This is a genomic window from Salibacterium qingdaonense (assembly GCF_900114715.1).
Lineage (GTDB): Bacteria > Bacillota > Bacilli > Bacillales > Marinococcaceae > Salibacterium > Salibacterium qingdaonense.
Genome location: NZ_FOTY01000004.1, coordinates 28,595 through 44,595, shown reverse-complemented (window position 1 = coordinate 44,595; position 16,001 = coordinate 28,595). Strand labels below are relative to the sequence as shown.

Here is a 16,001-nt window from a genome sequence, read left to right as displayed (position 1 = left end):
ATTAATCGACTCTTTAATCTTCCTCGATGCGATAATCCCGTTTCAGCTCTTTCAGTGTTTCAAGTGATTTTACTGAATAATCATCGTTCCTGCGGGTAAGGTCGTTCTCCAGATCAACGACGGCTTTTAATAAAGACTCACGATATGGTGGAATTTCTTCATCGAAAGCTTTTACGTTCGGGGTAGGAACCCAGACTTTTTCATGTTCAGCAAGAGCTTTTCTTTCATGGAAAAGTGGTACATCGACTTGCCTGGGCTGATGAAGGTCACCCTGCATCGGGTGTTTTAAGACAGCAGCTACTTTCATTAGCGTTTTATCATTTTTTTCATCTATCTTCTCTCCAGCATAAACCCCTGTTTTATAAGAAGCTTTTATAAAAGAATTTGTCATGAAATGGCTCCTTTACGCTATATTTTTTATCTTCATGTGCTATTATAGTTTAACATCTCGTTTCTATAAATTTCTAATATAATTACGGTGCGTGAAATTTTAAGTTCGCAGGATAAGAAACGGGCTTAGCGCCCGTCCCTTTTATTCGTCCCTTTTATTAAGGCAGATTGGTCGTGCCCATGAGGTACTTGTCGCTTTCACGTGCTGCTTCACGACCTTCATGAATAGCCCAAACAACAAGACTCTGACCTCTTCGGTTGTCTCCTGCGGCAAATATATGGTCCTTGTTGGTTTGATACAATCCGTATTCTGCATCCACAGTGCTCCGTTCGTCTGTTTCAATTTCCATTTTTTCAAGCAGGTCCTGTTCCGGGCCGGTGAAACCTACTGCGAGAAATACAAGATCGGCTTTCCAGACACGCTCTGTTCCAGGGATCTCTTTTCTTACTTTTTTCCCGTCTTCATAGACTGTGTCAACATCCACAGTGTGAAGCTCTTTCACCCGTCCATTCTTGTCACCAACGAATTTTTTCGTCATGACTTTGTACGTGCGGGGATCATCACCAAAAACAGCTTCTGCTTCCTTATGACCTTCTTCCTGTCCATAGACAACCGGATATAGCGGCCATGGATTATCTTCAGGACGCATGACATCTTTTTCCGGGTGAATATCAAACTGAATCAGAGAGTTGCAGCCATGACGGATGGATGTCGTAATACAGTCTACTCCGGTGTCGCCGCCTCCGATGACAATGACGTCCCGGCCTTCGGCAGAGATATAGTTGTCATCCCCATGTTCTGAGTCAAGGAGCGACTTTGTGTTTGAACGGAGAAAATCCATGGCATAGTGAATACCATCAAGACCTCTTCCTTCTGCAGGTACATCACGGTGCACCTGTGCTCCGGTGCACAGAATGACAGAATCAAAATCCCGGTTCAAATCTTCTTCCGGATAATTCAGTCCGATGTCCGCATTTGTGACAAATTCAACGCCTTCTTCTTCCATAATATCAAGTCGTCTTTTAATAATATGATAGGAAAGTTTGACATCCGGAATACCGTATGTCAAAAGACCGCCGATACGGTCATCCTTTTCAAAAACAGTAACCTGATGACCGGCTTTATTGAGCTGGGCGGCTGCTGCGAGTCCGGCAGGTCCGGATCCGACAACCGCCACTTTTTTCCCAGTTCTTTGTTTGGGTGGTTCCGCCGTAATCCAGCCTTCCTGAAATCCTCTTTCTACAATGTTGAATTCGATGGATTTGATGGTTACCGGATCATCGTTTAAAGCTACTGTACAGGAGCCTTCACACGGGGCCGGGCAGACTCTTCCAGTAAATTCCGGGAAGTTGTTTGTCTTATGCAGACGGGCTAATGCTTCTTTCCACTGCCCGCGGTAAACAAGATCGTTCCATTCCGGAATCAGATTATAAACCGGACAGCCAATTTCGCCTGACCCTTCCATCGTGGTTCCGGCCTGGCAGAAAGGGATTGCGCAGTCCATACAGCGCGCACCCTGCTCCTGCAGTTTCTCTTCCGGCATTATAAGCTGAAATTCCTGCCAGTTTTTCACACGTTCCATCGGTTTTATTTTCGGAGGAGCTTCCCTTTCGTACTCCATAAAACCTGTCGTTTTACCCATACCTTTCACTCCAAACGTAATAAATCTTGATGACGTCTTTTATTTTCCTCCCACGCGGGATGCAGCTGTCTTCGTTTCGTTAAACGCGCTCATGATGGCTTCTTCTTCAGTAAGCCCTTCTTTCTTAGCGTTTTCGATAGAGGCAAGCATGTGTTTATAGTCATATGGAATAACCTTCACAAATTTCGGCAGCATGTTCTTCCACTGCTGCAGTATGCTTTCTGCCAGTGAACTTTCAGTATAGGAAGCATGACGTTCAATCATACTTCTCAGCCGTTTTATATCTTCTTCCTGCTCGACCGGTTCCAGGTTCACCATTCCCTGGTTGCAAAACGATGCCAGCGTCCCATCCCGGTCCAGAACATAGGCCGTTCCGCCTGACATGCCGGCAGCAAAGTTTTTACCGGTAGCTCCCAGGTTTACGACAGTACCACCTGTCATATACTCACAGCCGTGATCGCCCAGTCCTTCCACGACTATATCAGCACCACTGTTACGCACGGCAAAGCGTTCTCCTGCAACTCCGCGTATATAAGCTTCACCGGAAGAGGCGCCATAAAAGGTTGTATTACCGATTAAAATGCTTTCTTCCGGAGCAAATGTTGAATTTTCAGGAGGAAAAGCAATAATTTTTCCTCCGGATAATCCTTTACCGAAATAATCATTGGCATCACCGATGAGGGTATGCGTCATTCCTTTCGGAAGGAAAGCGCCGAAACTCTGACCGGCGGATCCCCGAAACGTAAAACGGATTGTGTCTTCCGGAAGACCGTCCACCCCGTAACGTTTGGTTACTTCACTTCCTACAATGGTTCCTGTTACTCTGTCGGTATTGCGGATGGCAAATTCGCCAAACACCGGTTCTTTATTCTGAACAGCATTGTCCGCTGCTTTCAAAAGTGTCGTGACATCCAGAGATTCTTCAAGCTGATGATCCTGTTCCCGGTGACCGAAGTGTTTGGACTGATCCAGCTTCTTCGGACGGTACAGGAGATTGGTTAAATCTACAGCGTTAGCTTTCCAGTTGTTCACGCTGTCTTTTTGCTTCAACATATCGGTTCTTCCAACCATTTCATTCAGATTTGTGAATCCAAGTTCCGCCATTACTTCACGAAGTTCTTCAGCAACAAAGTGCATAAAGTTAACGACATGGTCCGGACTCCCCATGAATTTCTTCCGTAGTTCCGGGTTCTGTGTTGCCACTCCTACAGGACAGGTGTCCAGATGGCATACACGCATGATGACACAGCCGAGTACAACGAGCGGTGCCGTCGAAAAAGCATACTCTTCTGCTCCAAGCAGCGCAGCAACGGCTACGTCTTTGCCGGTCATCAACTTACCGTCGGTTTCAACTTTAATACGGTTCCTGAGATTATTCTCCACAAGTGTCTGATGTGTTTCCGACAAACCTATTTCCCACGGCAGACCAGCGTGTTTAATACTCGTTTTCGCTGCTGCTCCGGTTCCGCCGTCATAACCGCTCACGACAAGCCCGTCGGCGCGTCCTTTTGCAACGCCTGCAGCAATCGTGCCGACTCCGGTTCCAGATACCAGTTTTACACTGACGGTCGCCGATGGGTTGGCATTTTTCAAGTCGTGAATAAGCTGAGCCAGATCTTCAATGGAATAAATGTCGTGATGAGGAGGCGGCGAAATAAGGCCTACTCCCGCCGTAGTCCCACGGACTTTGGCAATCCAGGGATACACTTTGTTTCCGGGAAGCTGACCGCCTTCACCCGGCTTCGCTCCCTGGGCGATTTTTATCTGAATTTCATCTGCATTAACCAAATAATGACTTGTTGCTCCGAAGCGGCCGGACGCAATCTGTTTAATCGAGCTGCGCCGGGAATCGCCGTTGGCATCCGGTATAAACCGGTCCGGGTCTTCTCCGCCTTCACCGGAGTTGGATTTTCCGCCGATTTTATTCATCGCAATCGCCAGTGCTTCGTGAGCTTCCTCCGAAATTGCGCCAAAAGACATACCTCCGGTTTTAAACCGTTTGACTATATCTTCGGCTGACTCTACTTCATCAAGAGATACCGGATTTCTTCCTTCGGTTTCAAATTCCAGCATCCCGCGCAGGGTCGTCTGTTTATCTTCCTGTTTATTGATAGCTTTTGAATATTTCTTAAACAACTCATAATCGTTCTGTTTCGCTGCATGCTGAAGCATGTGGATGGTATGCGGATTATATTGATGAGGCTCTCCGTTTCGTCTCCACTGCATGTCATCGCCCGGTTCAAGGGTTCTGTCCGCGCCTTCCTGCTCTGTATAGGCTTTGGCATGACGGATCAGCACTTCTTTAGCAATCATATCAAGTGTGACACCGCCAATACGTGAAGGAGTCCAGGTAAAGTACCTGTCCACTACTTCCGGAGCGATTCCGACAGCTTCAAAAATCTGGGCTCCGCGGTAACTCTGAATCGTCGAAATACCAATTTTCGACAATACTTTCATGATTCCTTTGGTTGCAGATTTTATATAATGCTGCACTGCTTCTACATAAGATGTATCTTCCAGCCACTTATCTCTGATCATTTCATCAATACTGTCAAATACAAGATACGGATTTACTGCTTCCGCCCCGTAACCGAGCAGTACTGCATAATGATGAACTTCTCTCGGTTCTGCTGTTTCTACTGCGATGCTGACCTGAGTCCGCATTCCATTACGGATAAAGTGATGATGCAGGCCGCCGACAGCGAGCAGCGCCGGAATCGGCGCCTGGGTGCTGTCTACATCTCTATCACTTAGAATAATAAGTGTTGCACCTTCCTCTACAGCTTTATCCGCAGACGCAAACAGGTTTTCAAGTGCAGGACCAAGAGCCCCTTCACCTTCTGATGCATTAAAAACCATCGGCAGTGTTACAGACTCAAAACCTTCAATCTTGTTGGAACGAAGTTTGGCAAAGTCTTCATTATTCAGGACCGGGGTCTTAAGATACAGGTGACGAGCGCCCTCGGGTCCAGGATGAAGGAGATTTCCCTCTGTGCCGATCGTTGTCCCTACAGCGGTAACCAGCTCTTCACGAATGGCATCGATGGAGGGGTTTGTTACCTGGGCAAACAATTGTTTGAAATAGTTGTAAAGAAGCTGGGGATTCTCGGATAAAACAGCAAGCGGAGAGTCATACCCCATCGAACCTACCGGATCCTGTCCGCCGGCAGCCATTGGCTTGATTAGTTTATCAAGCTCCTCATACGTGTAACCGTAGGCGATCTGTCTTTCCTTCAGATGATCAAAATCCGTATTGTATACTTCACGGCTTTCCATGACGTCTTCAAGATCTGTCAGGCATTCTTCCACCCATTCTTTATATGGGTTCTGATTCACAATATCCTGTTTAATTTCCCCGTCCGGAACGATACGTCCTTCTTCCATATCTACAACGAGCATATGACCGGGATGAAGACGTTCCTTATAGAGGATATCTTCGGGATCGATATCCAGAACACCGACTTCAGACGACATGACAATGTGATCGTCTTTTGTTACATAATAACGTGCCGGGCGCAGGCCGTTACGGTCCAGACAGGCCCCTACTTTCCGGCCGTCTGTATAGGCAATCGCCGTCGGTCCGTCCCATGGCTCCATCAGTGTACTGTTAAACTTATAAAATGCTTTTTTATCTTCAGGCATATGGTCGTTATTCTGCCACGGCTCCGGAATCATAAGCATAGCCGAATGAGGCATGGAACGACCTGCCAGTGTCAGAAATTCAAATGTGTTGTCAAACATCGAGGAATCGCTGCCGTGATGATCAATAATTGGATGAACTTTATCCAGATCCTCTTTAAATTTCTCGGAATGAACGACAGCTTCCCGTGCATGCATCCAGTTCACATTACCCTTTATCGTGTTGATTTCGCCGTTGTGAATGAGGTAACGGTTTGGATGCGCTCTTTCCCAGCTTGGAAATGTGTTGGTTGAAAAACGGGAATGCACCATTGCCACAGACGTTTCAAACGCCGGATCGTGCAGTTCATAATAAAACTGCGGCAGCTGCTCGGTAGTGAGCATACCTTTATATACAATGGTACGCGAAGAAAGACTCGCAAAATAAAAAGAATCTCCTTCTTCGACGGCATTTCCAGCTTCATTTTCTATCCGTTTGCGGATAACATACAGCTTTCTTTCAAAATCATCCTGGGACAATTCCGCTCCAACTCGTTCGATGAACACCTGATAAACAGCTGGTTTCGTATTCAGCGCAGCATTTCCGATCATGCTGTCGTTTACCGGGACTTCCCTCCAACCGAGCAGTCCCTGTTCTTCTTCTATAATAGTGTTTATTTCTTCTATGCTGCGGCGGAGCCTTGTTTCCTCGGCCGGAAGAAACATCATACCAACGCCGTAATACCCCTCTTCCGGAAGGGTGAATGAAAGATTCGCCTCCCACTTTCGGAAGAACTGATGGGGCAGCTGCAGCAGCATTCCCGCACCGTCTCCTGTGTTCGGCTCATCTCCCTGACCACCCCGGTGTTCCAGGTTCGATAGTATAGTCAGAGCGTTCTCTACTATATCATGAGATTTTTTCCCTTTTATATTGGCTAAAAACCCGATTCCGCAGTTGTCACGCTCAAAATCAGGACTATAAAGGCCTGCTCTCTGTGAGATATAAGGCTGTGTCATTACCTTCTCCACCTCTTTCAAATCTTGCTGACCGTTGGCAGCTCTCTCTTTTTAAAAAGTAATATACAAAAGCATATCATTTTTCTGACATTTCGGCAAATTATATAACAAAGATTTATTTCTTTGTAAACGGTTTCTTTGCGCTCTCCCTCTAGTTTGACTATCCAAAACACGGAAATGAATATGCATAATTATAATATATAAAGAAAAAATATTCAATTATCTCTCGGCGCACTACTCTCTTTCACATTCCATTCAAATCTTGTATGTTCCGACAATTCAGCATCCTCGAGGTATGTCTTTTCTTCCAAAACAGCATTGCCCTGCTTCGAGAGCATAAACACTGTCTGAGAACGTGTTCCATACCCTTCCATTTTTATGAACAGTGGTGACAATTTTTTTTCAAGGGTTTGTCCCACACCAGTGTCGGGAAGCCGGCGGGCATCTGCCTCTTCTGAGTTGGATAACATGTTAAAAAAATCTCCTGTTCCAATCGATGCACCGGAAGTGTTCAGCAGCCTGTAAAAGTCCGCTTTGATTTTTTCCACTTTCGGCCAGGGCGTATTTAAAAATGCATTGCTTAACCCGTATATTCCGGGAGTAAGTGCTATTTTTTTGTCCGATGTCTGGTTTGTCGCATAGTACACCCCATCCGGACCCCCGCCTGCTACGTTATACCCGCCGTATTGATGCCGGTTTTGCTGCAGGCTTTCAAAGAAACGGTCCGGATAATCCGTTTCGAGAAAGCTTTTCACTATTTCCCCCCGGGATTTCGGTGCTTTTGTTTCTCCCGGATCTCTCACATTGGTTACAACAGCAAATCGTCCGCTTTTAGTGACCCCCATCCAGGTCCCGCCCTGCTGCAGGTCTTTCCCCGCTATAATTGGTGAATCCGGCCAGGAGTGCAGGGAAGCGGCCGGCCTGTCAAAAAACTCATCACGATTTGCTGCAACAATCAATGGATAATCAGGATGAATCCGGTATCCTATTCCTATCAGACACATCTGTCCTGCCCCCTGTCAGTCATCATCGGTTTTACCAATAGCTCTTCGATGATCGATCGATTCGGACCACTCATAATAGTTGGAGATATACTCTTCTCCTTGTTTCCATGATAGAAAAATAGATTTACCCTGAAGACGTGCCGGGAAATCGACAATACCTTTTTCAATACTTTTTATATAGATGCCTGATGATTCCAGCTGCTGTATCAGGTGAAGAGCCTGAATTTCCATAAAATCAATGGCAGTTTCCAGTACAAAAATGTCTTCTTTATACTTCATGCCTTCCTGCAGCCTGCCTTTTTTTACTGCCTGAAGATGGTGATAACTGTTTTTATATTCATGCTGCAGGTGCTGCAGATGAACGATTTCTTCCCGAACATCTGGAAGGACGGCATTGGCTTCCTTTAAACCATAATATTTCCTGAACATTCTAACCTCCTTTTTCCGATTAAATTCTGTAATTTTGAATCTTATTGTAAATGTTATCGTACACAAAATATGGAGGAATGAAAAGCAATGTGCTACGAAGGCCGTCAAAAAATGATATAATATAGACATAAGCAGAATCAATGATCGGGCAAACAGGATTTAATCGATTCTTTGTCAGGAGGGAAGCCTTATGACCAGTGAAAATGAACAGAATAACTCTGTTTTATCCGAAAGTGCAAAAGAAACCGTGAATGAAGCGGAAAAATACCTGGAACGCTTCAGACAGGAGAAAGACTCAGACGATCTGCTCTCCTCAATCGGAAGCCTTGGCGAGCCGGAACAGAAAAAAGCTGGTGAATCTCTTGATGCACTGAAACGGCCGGTCCGGGAAATGATGAATCAAAAAGATAACGAACTTCCGGAGAAACTCCATGAGCTGAAGGGAATGGTTAGTGAACTCGAGCCGGAATACCTCAAAGAAGGCCGGCTGAAAAAAACATGGAATAAGCTGCTCGGGAGAAGTCCGATGGAACAATACGCCAGAAAATATGAAACGGTGGAAGCACAGGTTGAAAACATTATTGAAGCTCTGCTTTCCGGCCGTGACAAACTCCAGGAAGACAATGTGATGCTGGAACAGTTGAAAGAAACTGCAAAGGAACGAATCACAGAACTCCAGAAACAGATCGAAACGGGCAACCAGCTCAATGAAATGCTGGAACAGGAAATGACCAAAGACGAGTGGAAAGATAATCCTTCCCCGCTCCAGAAGGGGCAGGAAAAAGTAATAACCCGGGTTAAAAATATGCATCAGGCAGTCATGGTGCTGCAACAGTCTCTTGCTTCCGTTGATCTTATTCTGGATAATAATGAAAAACTGGAAGAAGCCATTTTCAACGCCATTACGATGACCAAAAATATTATTACAGTGACAGCTTCTATTCAGCTTGCCCTGGGCAACCAGCGAAAAGTAATCAATGCGGTGCAAAATGTCAACGAAGCAACAGAAAACATGATTTTGAGCAACGCTGAGATGCTTAAAACAAATACCGAAGATACCCTGAAAACTCTGGAAGAACCGGCTGTTGCGATTGAAACATTCCGTAAAGCCTACGAGGACGTTAACGCCGCTATTGAAATGACAGAGCAGTCCAACGAGCGTATCGTCCAGTCCGGTAAAAAATTCATCCAGGAACTCGATGAACTTAATGAAGAAATGAGAACAAAATTACTCGAATAATAGTTTATATGAAAAAGGTGATTCAAGTTGGCTAAAGACTGGCTGTTGCATCCATGGCTGGAACGGTTTCTGCCGGACCACATGCGGCCGGTGGATGATCACATTTTTTCTGACGCGCACGGTCTTGTCATCGTTCAGGAAACGGAGAAAGCTCTGGATCGTTTAATTGAATACGGTAGACAGATTAAATCGTCTCAGAATTTCAAAAAAAACGGGGATACATTTCATTTCCGTCTCAAAGTGAATCAGAAACGGATGAAGCTCCTAAGTTACGAAAACCATAAATCCGGGGCCGCCATTAAGAAAAGGATTGTTATTGAATACTTCCGTAAAGCCTACCTTCCTAAAAACCGGCAGAAACGATGTAAAGAGGCAACGGTGCAGTATATCAAAAACGGACAGACTTTTGTCCGAAGCATTCAGCAGTCAACGTACTTTCAGGGTATTTTTGATAAGCTCGAGCAGCTCGATGATGCATTGCTCGGAGATTTGATCCAAAATCAAAACCCTGCCCCTGTTCCTACAGAACAAAAAGATGCCGAACCATCAGGAGAAAAAGATTTTATTCATTCCGGTGAAGAACCATTTCATCAGCTGATGGAGCTTGAAAAGAAAAAGACGGAATCATGGCAGGAACTGCCCGCCTTAATCAATAACCGCCTCTCCAGTCTTATGGAAGAAATCCGGCGGACTGGTGATTTGTTTGATACACTTGATGTGGAAGACAGATACACCGTAAAACGTATGCTCACTAAAGATATTCCCTCTTTGGTGGACACCTTTTTATCTCTTTCTTCCGATAACCAGGAGAAACAGACAGAACAGCTTTATGAAGCTCTCGTCAAAATGGAAGTGAACGTAGGAAAGCTGCGGGAAAAAACGGAGCACACCAAATTAGAGCAGATGGAACAGCTTATTGAATTAAATGAACGCAGGTACCCGGTAAAAAGGAATACCCCTTCGGAATAAACGGTTGTCAGGCTTGCTGAAACTGCATTCGATTGCGTATAATAAAGATAGATATCGAACGAAAAGTTACTATTAAAGTGAGGGTTACCATGAATCGCCAAGAAGCTTCCAAACATATAGGCAGCACGGTCCTCGTAGACCAGGGAGAAGACGGGATATATTTTGGCAGGCTGGAAGAAGTCCAGACCCCGCCGAAAAAGATATGGTCCGGAAAAGTGACCATTACAGGCCTGTTTGACGTACCAGCTGTTCATCGATCAGAGGTCATTTTGCAAATGAAGGAACAAAGTATAGTTGTCCCCGGGAGTAAAATTGACAGCACCGGACACCAGCCGGAAGGTGACTTTGATGCTACTGTTAAGACTGCTTTGAAGCAGGTTATCGAAGATCTTTATACTGCGGCTGATGCTTCCACATCTGAAGCAGAAACATGGAAAGAAGTAAAAACCTCATTTGAGGAAGCACCTGAAGAAAACAACCAGGAACACGAAGAACAGGCACCTGCCTATGTCACGTACCGTATAAAAAAACAGCAGGGCCGTCCGTTCCTTTATGAACCAATTTATGGAGATGAACTGGAACTTGAAGGTTGTCCGTTTGAGTTTGAAGTGAAGATTAAAGGCAAATGGCATTCAGTCTCCCACAGCCGGAATTTCACTTTCAAAGACGAAACGGGAGCTTCGGTCACTTTGAATGAAGGAGACAATGTCCGTATTCATACCGAACAATTTCAGCCTTTCACGATTCTTTTGAATGAACTGGAACACCCATCCCGCCGAAGTCTGCTGCAGGACCTTGAAAACTTTGGTTTCTCAAAGTCTGATTTAATGGACTGCCACAATCGTCTGTTGCATGAACTGCTGCAATCTGAAGGAACTTCCACCTTTAAGGGAGTCAACTTTCTAATGTTTCAGTCGACTTCATCTACACTGGTCGTCCAGCACCATTATGAGCGTGTGCTGAAATCCGATGCACAGGATTACGTCTATGATCGATTTGAGTTTACAGCCGATAACGGAGTACGCCGAATTTCCACTTACACAAGCGCCTACTCCAAAGACCACGAATCCTGATAAGTAAAAAACGCTTCCGGTTATCCATTTTGGACAACCGGAAGCGTTTTTCTACTACTCTTCTGCAGGGATATAAATAATTTCCACACCTTCGTTTTGCAGTACTTCGATCAGCGTGTTATTCAAATGTTCATCACGAAGCAGACCAAGGGACTCCACCAGTTCCAGTTCGGCCAGTTCACCCTGCTCCGCTTCTTCAAGCAGTTCCAGCGCTTCTTTCATTTCCTTTTCCTGCAGCTGTTTTTTCAATTCCTCTTTCGTCATAGTGCCCTTCTCCCTCTTTTCAGTCGGATGAAACCATGCTTTCATCCAGTAGTCAATCTACTCTTTCATTTTATCTTCCTGCATTTTTTCGGTCATCTGTTTCCAGACCGAACCTTCAGCCTGCTTTCCTTCTTCAATACGTTTCAGAGCAAGACCAGCCTGCAGGGCTACTTCAAATGCAGAATCGTTCGCGGTTTCACGAAGTGGCTCTATGGCTGTTTCATCTCCTACTTCATACAAAAACATGGCCGCTCTCCAACGCACAAGTTTGTTTTTATCGTTGAGTGCCTCTATCATAGCTGGTATGCCTGCCGGGTCTCCCAAGTCGGAAAAACAGTCGGCAGCTGTTCGACGTACGGTAACGGATTTATCATCCATTGCCTGTCTCAAAAGCGGCAGAATAATCGGCTTTTCAATCATTCCAATGTAAACTACAGCAAGTCTTCGGACCGATGACTTCTCGTCATGCAGCGCTTTTTCAAGAACAGGAAGATCTTTTTCCTTTGGATTCATTTTATCCAGCGCGGCATACCGGCTCCGCCAATCCGGATCATCCAGCATTTCGGGTGTCACGTCAATAAACCGATCTTCAAACTCGCGGGCATTCTCTTCCCCTGACAAAGAAAGCTGCACGAGAGTATGAAGGCGTTCTTTGGGATAAGCAGCTGATGTTTCCTCTGCTGCTTCTTCCGCTATATCATCGAGATTGTCGCCGTAACGACGGCTGTGATCTTCCCAACGGCGCTGCATAACAATATTATCGTCTTCGGTCTGAGCTTGAAACGCAGCTTCCTGAAAGCGTTCCGGAAGCCCTTTTCGTTTTTCTTCATCTCCGGATGTTACCTTGATCTGCATGGGAATATCTTTAAACATCTGCAGCTGCACCTGCACTTCTCCAAACGCATCATCCATTTCCATCGTCGTCTCTTTTGTTTCAGCGTCCTCTCCGAAAATACTCCGCACCTGAGCGAGCAGTCCTTCCCATTCCGCTTTAGGATGACGTTCCAGAGCCATAAAGTCGGACACATGGTAGATCCCCGTAATCCCCTCGATTTCGAGTATTGGCCGGATAAAGTCCGGTGCTTCTTCTTTATTGTCTGCTTTATAGTTATTGCTTTTCCCTGACGGGAGCGATTCATCCATAATCAATTTCATCGTATTAGGGCTTGGGGTTGGTTCTATGGATATAATGTTCATCGTCTCTCTCCTCTCTTTACTATATGATATGTGTAAGTCCGGCACGTCTGAGTTATAGATATGAATGATTGTAACACAATGATTATTGTTTCTTCCAATTGGGCGGATCCTGTGAAAATCGTTATGACAGCTCCGTTGTCTCATGTATAATGAAAAAGAAAGCTCTGAATCTTTGCTTAAAGGAGGATGCTTTTATGAATATTGCATTATTGTCTGATATCCACGGTAACGCCCGCGCGCTGAAAGCAGTGCTGAATGATTTAAAAGAGAAGAATATTGATCAAATGTACATTCTTGGAGACCTGTGCTATCGCGGACCTGAACCTAAAAACGCCTTGGAAACCGTCCGCTCCACCCCTGCAAAAGTACTGAAAGGTAATGCCGACCAGTGGGTTGTACGCGGAGTCAGGGAAGGAGAAGTTCCAGACTCTGCGCTTGCGCTTATGAACCAGGAACAGGATTGGACGGTAGAACGCCTGAGCAGTGATGATATTCATTATCTGGATCAGCTGCCGGAGCACTTTCTGGATACGTATGATGAATCTGTCACCCTTCATGCCTTTCACGCTGTACCGGATAACCTTTTTGATGCTGTTTCTGCCGACGCTTCCGATGAAGCTCTTCTTCATACACTCGGCACCGAGCCGGACGCCGATATTGTTGTCTACGGTCATATTCACACCCCCTACATTCGAAAAGCAGGTGGAAAAACATTCATCAACACCGGCAGTGTAGGTCTTCCTTTCGATGGTGATCCACGGCCGTCTTACGTTCTGCTTCACATTGAAAATGGTGAATTTGAAGCTTCCATTCACCGGGTTGACTATGACAACGAGCGGGTAACCGCGCAGTATGATGCCAATGATTATCCAAACAGCAGCCAGATGAAACAGGTCATTAAGAATGGAACAAAGCCGTCATAAGACGTTATTTCCCCGTGCAGCCTCTGGAAAATATAAAGTATTTCGTAAAAAACGAAGTCCGGCCGGAACCGGGCTTCGTTTTTTTACCTTATCAGCGGACCAGTAAGGGTTCCACTCCTTTAATGATATCAACAAAAGCCGCCTTATCATTGAAACGATTGATAATGCGGAGGTCTTCATCAAGAATGAACGTTGTCGGCACACCCATGCATTGATACTTATCATACGTTTTCGTATTCACATCGCAAAGCACCGGAAACGTATATCCATTCTCCTCCATGAATTGGGCAGGAGCTTCGGCAGATCCTTCTCTGCCGGTTACATTAACAGTCAGAAACTGAATCTTATCCTGATCCAGATTTTCATAAAAAGACTGTTTTTTTGCGAGATCACGGTGCGAATCCGGACACCATGATGCCCAAAATGTAAGCATTACCGGTTTACCCTTCCATTCATGTAAGCGTACCTGATTTTCCCCGCCAAGCGTTGAAAGTTCAAAATCAGGTGCTGTTTTCGCTTCCTTCATTGTCCTGTTCCTCCTTTATTTCCATCAGCGGCAGCAGACCATGCAGTCTTTTCAGCAAAGATGGGATCGATTCAAATGCATAGATTGTACGTACAATTCTGCCCTCGTTAAACACTTTTAGACAGGGCACACTGCGGATCTCTTCTTCCTGGGCGGTAACAGGCATCGTGTTTATATCAGCCTGCAGGAAATCGGCATCGAAAATAGTTTCCACGTAACCTGTCATCTGCGATGCCATCTGACATGTTCCGCATAATGGAGTGTAGAAAAAAACCGCCGCTGTTCTGCCATTGTTTGTTATTGCCTGGATTTCCTGTGCAGAAACTTCTTTCATGATAACTCCTCTAATCCGGATCTATCGACTTTTGTTTTGCTGGCTGTCACTTTTTCAGCGATTGAACGAGCCCCCGGCAGTATGCAGGTATATCCGGCGGACGCCGGCTGGATACAAGGTGGCCGTCGATGACCACTTCTTCATCATACCAGACGGCTCCTGCGTTTTTCATATCATCTTTGATGCCCGGGGTACTCGTCACTTTCTTATCAGTAAGGATATCCGCCGAAATAAGAACCCATCCGGCATGGCATATCTGACCTATCAGTTTTTGATGATGTTCCATATGGCGCACCATTTCAATGACTTCCGGATAGCGCCTCAGTTTGTCCGGCGCCCAGCCGCCGGGCACGAGAATTCCGTCGTATTCTGCGGGGGAAACAGCATCAAACGAAGCTTCTGCTTCCACTGGAACCCCGTGTTTACCATAATAAATTTTCCCTTTTTCTTTTCCGGTTAATACAACATCTATTCCTTCTTCCCTTAGTCTCATAACCGGCACCCAGAGTTCCAGATCTTCAAAATCTTCCTCAACGAGCTCAATGATTCTTTTTTTGTCTAAGGACATCTTATTCTCCTTTCTACAACCTTCAATTATCCACCATGCACGCGGAAATGTCTTGTGTGCAGGGCGCTTTTTTGGAAAGCCTCGGAAAACCCTTTTTCCTCTGCTTCTTCTTTTAAAACCTGTCTGCCGTGGATGGCAATGTCAAGCGCAGTCTGCATCGGAAAAGGAGTGACACGCACGTTTTGCTTTCCGTTGAATTCCGCCTGGATCGTCTCCTTGTTCAGAAAATCAAAATGCTGCCGGAACCCGTTTTTGAACCAAGTGTTTTCTTTCTCTTTAGATGCTCCCGGAATGTTCGTACACAAATACAAGGAAAGGTCATCACAAAACTGCAGGAGCTTCAAATGAAAATCTTCCGTATCCGGCTCCTGGAGCTCCACGCGCCATTTCTGCTGCCGGTCTTTTTCCTGCTTACGAAACCTGGTCCCGGTTTCTGTCAGTGCTTTTTCAAAAAAAGCAGCATAGTGCCGGCTGACTAAAAGACCACAATAGCGGTGTATACCGGCAGTTTCGAGAACACCCCGCTGATACGCCTCCGTTTTTGGTTTTTCCGGATAATTGGTGAAGTCATAAGGAAAGCCTTTTTCATCCGTAAGCGGATTCTTGTCCAGTGGAATCCATGCCCGGTCGTGTTCCCGGACAGCCAGAACCAGCTCGTTCCAATACGGGCCGTGTCTCACAGCTTCATCCGCCCATCGTTTTATGATCTCACCAGAAATCCGGGCATGCTCATGCTGAGGTATGCATTCATAGAAAGTTTCCTCTTCATTGATAATCAAGATTCTGCCCTCCTCCCTCTTCTTCTG

General features: G+C 45.6%; 15 protein-coding genes. 4 read left to right on the top strand and 11 right to left on the bottom strand.

Going from position 1 to position 16,001, the window contains the following annotated elements:
- Positions 1 to 13: 13 nt before the first annotated feature.
- From kapB to BM058_RS04930, 5 genes are all read right to left on the bottom strand, one after another.
- On the bottom strand, positions 14 to 391 hold the full coding sequence (kapB, locus tag BM058_RS04950; protein WP_090925926.1) for a sporulation phosphorelay system protein KapB: 378 nt from the start codon (positions 389 to 391) through the stop codon (positions 14 to 16).
- Positions 392 to 548: 157 nt separating this feature from the next.
- Positions 549 to 2,033 carry a glutamate synthase subunit beta gene (locus BM058_RS04945; RefSeq protein ID WP_090925925.1) on the bottom strand — a complete coding sequence of 495 codons (1,485 nt, stop codon included), beginning with the start codon at positions 2,031 to 2,033 and terminating at the stop codon, positions 549 to 551.
- A 39-nt stretch (positions 2,034 to 2,072) separates the two neighbouring features.
- The gene (gene gltB, locus BM058_RS04940; RefSeq protein ID WP_090925924.1) at positions 2,073 to 6,668 is read right to left on the bottom strand and encodes a glutamate synthase large subunit; all 4,596 of its coding nucleotides are present in this window, start codon (positions 6,666 to 6,668) and stop codon (positions 2,073 to 2,075) included.
- A 215-nt stretch (positions 6,669 to 6,883) separates the two neighbouring features.
- Positions 6,884 to 7,672, bottom strand: coding sequence for an NRDE family protein (locus BM058_RS04935; protein WP_090925923.1), 789 nt, complete (start codon positions 7,670 to 7,672; stop codon positions 6,884 to 6,886).
- 15 nt (positions 7,673 to 7,687) lie between these two features.
- The gene (locus BM058_RS04930; protein WP_177195439.1) at positions 7,688 to 8,101 is read right to left on the bottom strand and encodes a DUF2203 domain-containing protein; all 414 of its coding nucleotides are present in this window, start codon (positions 8,099 to 8,101) and stop codon (positions 7,688 to 7,690) included.
- Between the two features lie 190 nt (positions 8,102 to 8,291).
- Here BM058_RS04930 and BM058_RS04925 point away from each other — a divergent pair, with 190 nt between their 5' ends.
- The 3 genes from BM058_RS04925 (at position 8,292) to BM058_RS04915 (ending at position 11,383) form a co-directional block, all read left to right on the top strand.
- A complete protein-coding gene (locus tag BM058_RS04925) occupies positions 8,292 to 9,341 on the top strand; it encodes a toxic anion resistance protein (RefSeq protein ID WP_090925921.1) in 1,050 nt (349 codons plus the stop codon).
- Between the two features lie 27 nt (positions 9,342 to 9,368).
- Positions 9,369 to 10,310 (top strand): hypothetical protein, encoded by a 942-nt coding sequence (locus tag BM058_RS04920; protein ID WP_090925920.1) that lies wholly within the window; start codon positions 9,369 to 9,371, stop codon positions 10,308 to 10,310.
- Positions 10,311 to 10,399: 89 nt separating this feature from the next.
- The gene (locus BM058_RS04915) at positions 10,400 to 11,383 is read left to right on the top strand and encodes a DUF2777 family protein (RefSeq protein ID WP_090925919.1); all 984 of its coding nucleotides are present in this window, start codon (positions 10,400 to 10,402) and stop codon (positions 11,381 to 11,383) included.
- A 54-nt stretch (positions 11,384 to 11,437) separates the two neighbouring features.
- On the opposite strand, the gene BM058_RS04910 is transcribed toward BM058_RS04915, so the two are convergent.
- Both BM058_RS04910 and BM058_RS04905 read right to left on the bottom strand, forming a co-directional pair.
- Positions 11,438 to 11,647, bottom strand: a complete 210-nt coding sequence (locus BM058_RS04910) for a hypothetical protein (protein ID WP_090925918.1) — start codon at positions 11,645 to 11,647, stop codon at positions 11,438 to 11,440.
- Positions 11,648 to 11,704: 57 nt separating this feature from the next.
- Complete coding sequence (locus tag BM058_RS04905) at positions 11,705 to 12,844, bottom strand: conserved virulence factor C family protein (RefSeq protein WP_090925917.1); 1,140 nt, start codon at positions 12,842 to 12,844, stop codon at positions 11,705 to 11,707.
- A 194-nt stretch (positions 12,845 to 13,038) separates the two neighbouring features.
- Here BM058_RS04905 and BM058_RS04900 point away from each other — a divergent pair, with 194 nt between their 5' ends.
- Positions 13,039 to 13,767: a metallophosphoesterase family protein gene (locus BM058_RS04900; protein WP_090925916.1), complete on the top strand. Its 729-nt coding sequence runs from the start codon at positions 13,039 to 13,041 to the stop codon at positions 13,765 to 13,767.
- Positions 13,768 to 13,858: 91 nt separating this feature from the next.
- Here BM058_RS04900 and BM058_RS04895 read toward each other — a convergent pair whose 3' ends face one another.
- The 4 genes from BM058_RS04895 to BM058_RS04880 are packed head-to-tail and all read right to left on the bottom strand — an operon-like array spanning position 13,859 to position 15,974.
- Positions 13,859 to 14,293 (bottom strand): TlpA disulfide reductase family protein, encoded by a 435-nt coding sequence (locus BM058_RS04895; RefSeq protein WP_090925915.1) that lies wholly within the window; start codon positions 14,291 to 14,293, stop codon positions 13,859 to 13,861.
- Positions 14,268 to 14,627: a thioredoxin family protein gene (locus BM058_RS04890; RefSeq protein ID WP_090925914.1), complete on the bottom strand. Its 360-nt coding sequence runs from the start codon at positions 14,625 to 14,627 to the stop codon at positions 14,268 to 14,270. The genes BM058_RS04895 and BM058_RS04890 overlap by 26 nt, the downstream gene beginning before the upstream one ends.
- A gap of 46 nt (positions 14,628 to 14,673) precedes the next feature.
- Positions 14,674 to 15,195, bottom strand: a complete 522-nt coding sequence (locus BM058_RS04885) for a type 1 glutamine amidotransferase domain-containing protein (protein ID WP_090925913.1) — start codon at positions 15,193 to 15,195, stop codon at positions 14,674 to 14,676.
- A 26-nt stretch (positions 15,196 to 15,221) separates the two neighbouring features.
- Entirely contained in the window at positions 15,222 to 15,974 is a 753-nt protein-coding gene (locus BM058_RS04880; protein ID WP_177195438.1) for a DUF3891 family protein, read from the bottom strand.
- Positions 15,975 to 16,001: the final 27 nt, after the last annotated feature.

What these genes read in the sequence shown, in the direction of transcription:
- kapB (WP_090925926.1), bottom strand. Translation starts at nt 391, where the DNA reads ATGACAAATTCTTTTATAAAAGCTTCTTATAAAACAGGGGTTTATGCT.
- BM058_RS04945 (WP_090925925.1), bottom strand. Translation starts at nt 2,033, where the DNA reads ATGGGTAAAACGACAGGTTTTATGGAGTACGAAAGGGAAGCTCCTCCG.
- gltB (WP_090925924.1), bottom strand. Translation starts at nt 6,668, where the DNA reads ATGACACAGCCTTATATCTCACAGAGAGCAGGCCTTTATAGTCCTGAT.
- BM058_RS04935 (WP_090925923.1), bottom strand. Translation starts at nt 7,672, where the DNA reads ATGTGTCTGATAGGAATAGGATACCGGATTCATCCTGATTATCCATTG.
- BM058_RS04930 (WP_177195439.1), bottom strand. Translation starts at nt 8,101, where the DNA reads ATGTTCAGGAAATATTATGGTTTAAAGGAAGCCAATGCCGTCCTTCCA.
- BM058_RS04925 (WP_090925921.1), top strand. Translation starts at nt 8,292, where the DNA reads ATGACCAGTGAAAATGAACAGAATAACTCTGTTTTATCCGAAAGTGCA.
- BM058_RS04915 (WP_090925919.1), top strand. Translation starts at nt 10,400, where the DNA reads ATGAATCGCCAAGAAGCTTCCAAACATATAGGCAGCACGGTCCTCGTA.
- BM058_RS04910 (WP_090925918.1), bottom strand. Translation starts at nt 11,647, where the DNA reads ATGACGAAAGAGGAATTGAAAAAACAGCTGCAGGAAAAGGAAATGAAA.
- BM058_RS04905 (WP_090925917.1), bottom strand. Translation starts at nt 12,844, where the DNA reads ATGAACATTATATCCATAGAACCAACCCCAAGCCCTAATACGATGAAA.
- BM058_RS04900 (WP_090925916.1), top strand. Translation starts at nt 13,039, where the DNA reads ATGAATATTGCATTATTGTCTGATATCCACGGTAACGCCCGCGCGCTG.
- BM058_RS04895 (WP_090925915.1), bottom strand. Translation starts at nt 14,293, where the DNA reads ATGAAGGAAGCGAAAACAGCACCTGATTTTGAACTTTCAACGCTTGGC.
- BM058_RS04890 (WP_090925914.1), bottom strand. Translation starts at nt 14,627, where the DNA reads ATGAAAGAAGTTTCTGCACAGGAAATCCAGGCAATAACAAACAATGGC.
- BM058_RS04885 (WP_090925913.1), bottom strand. Translation starts at nt 15,195, where the DNA reads ATGTCCTTAGACAAAAAAAGAATCATTGAGCTCGTTGAGGAAGATTTT.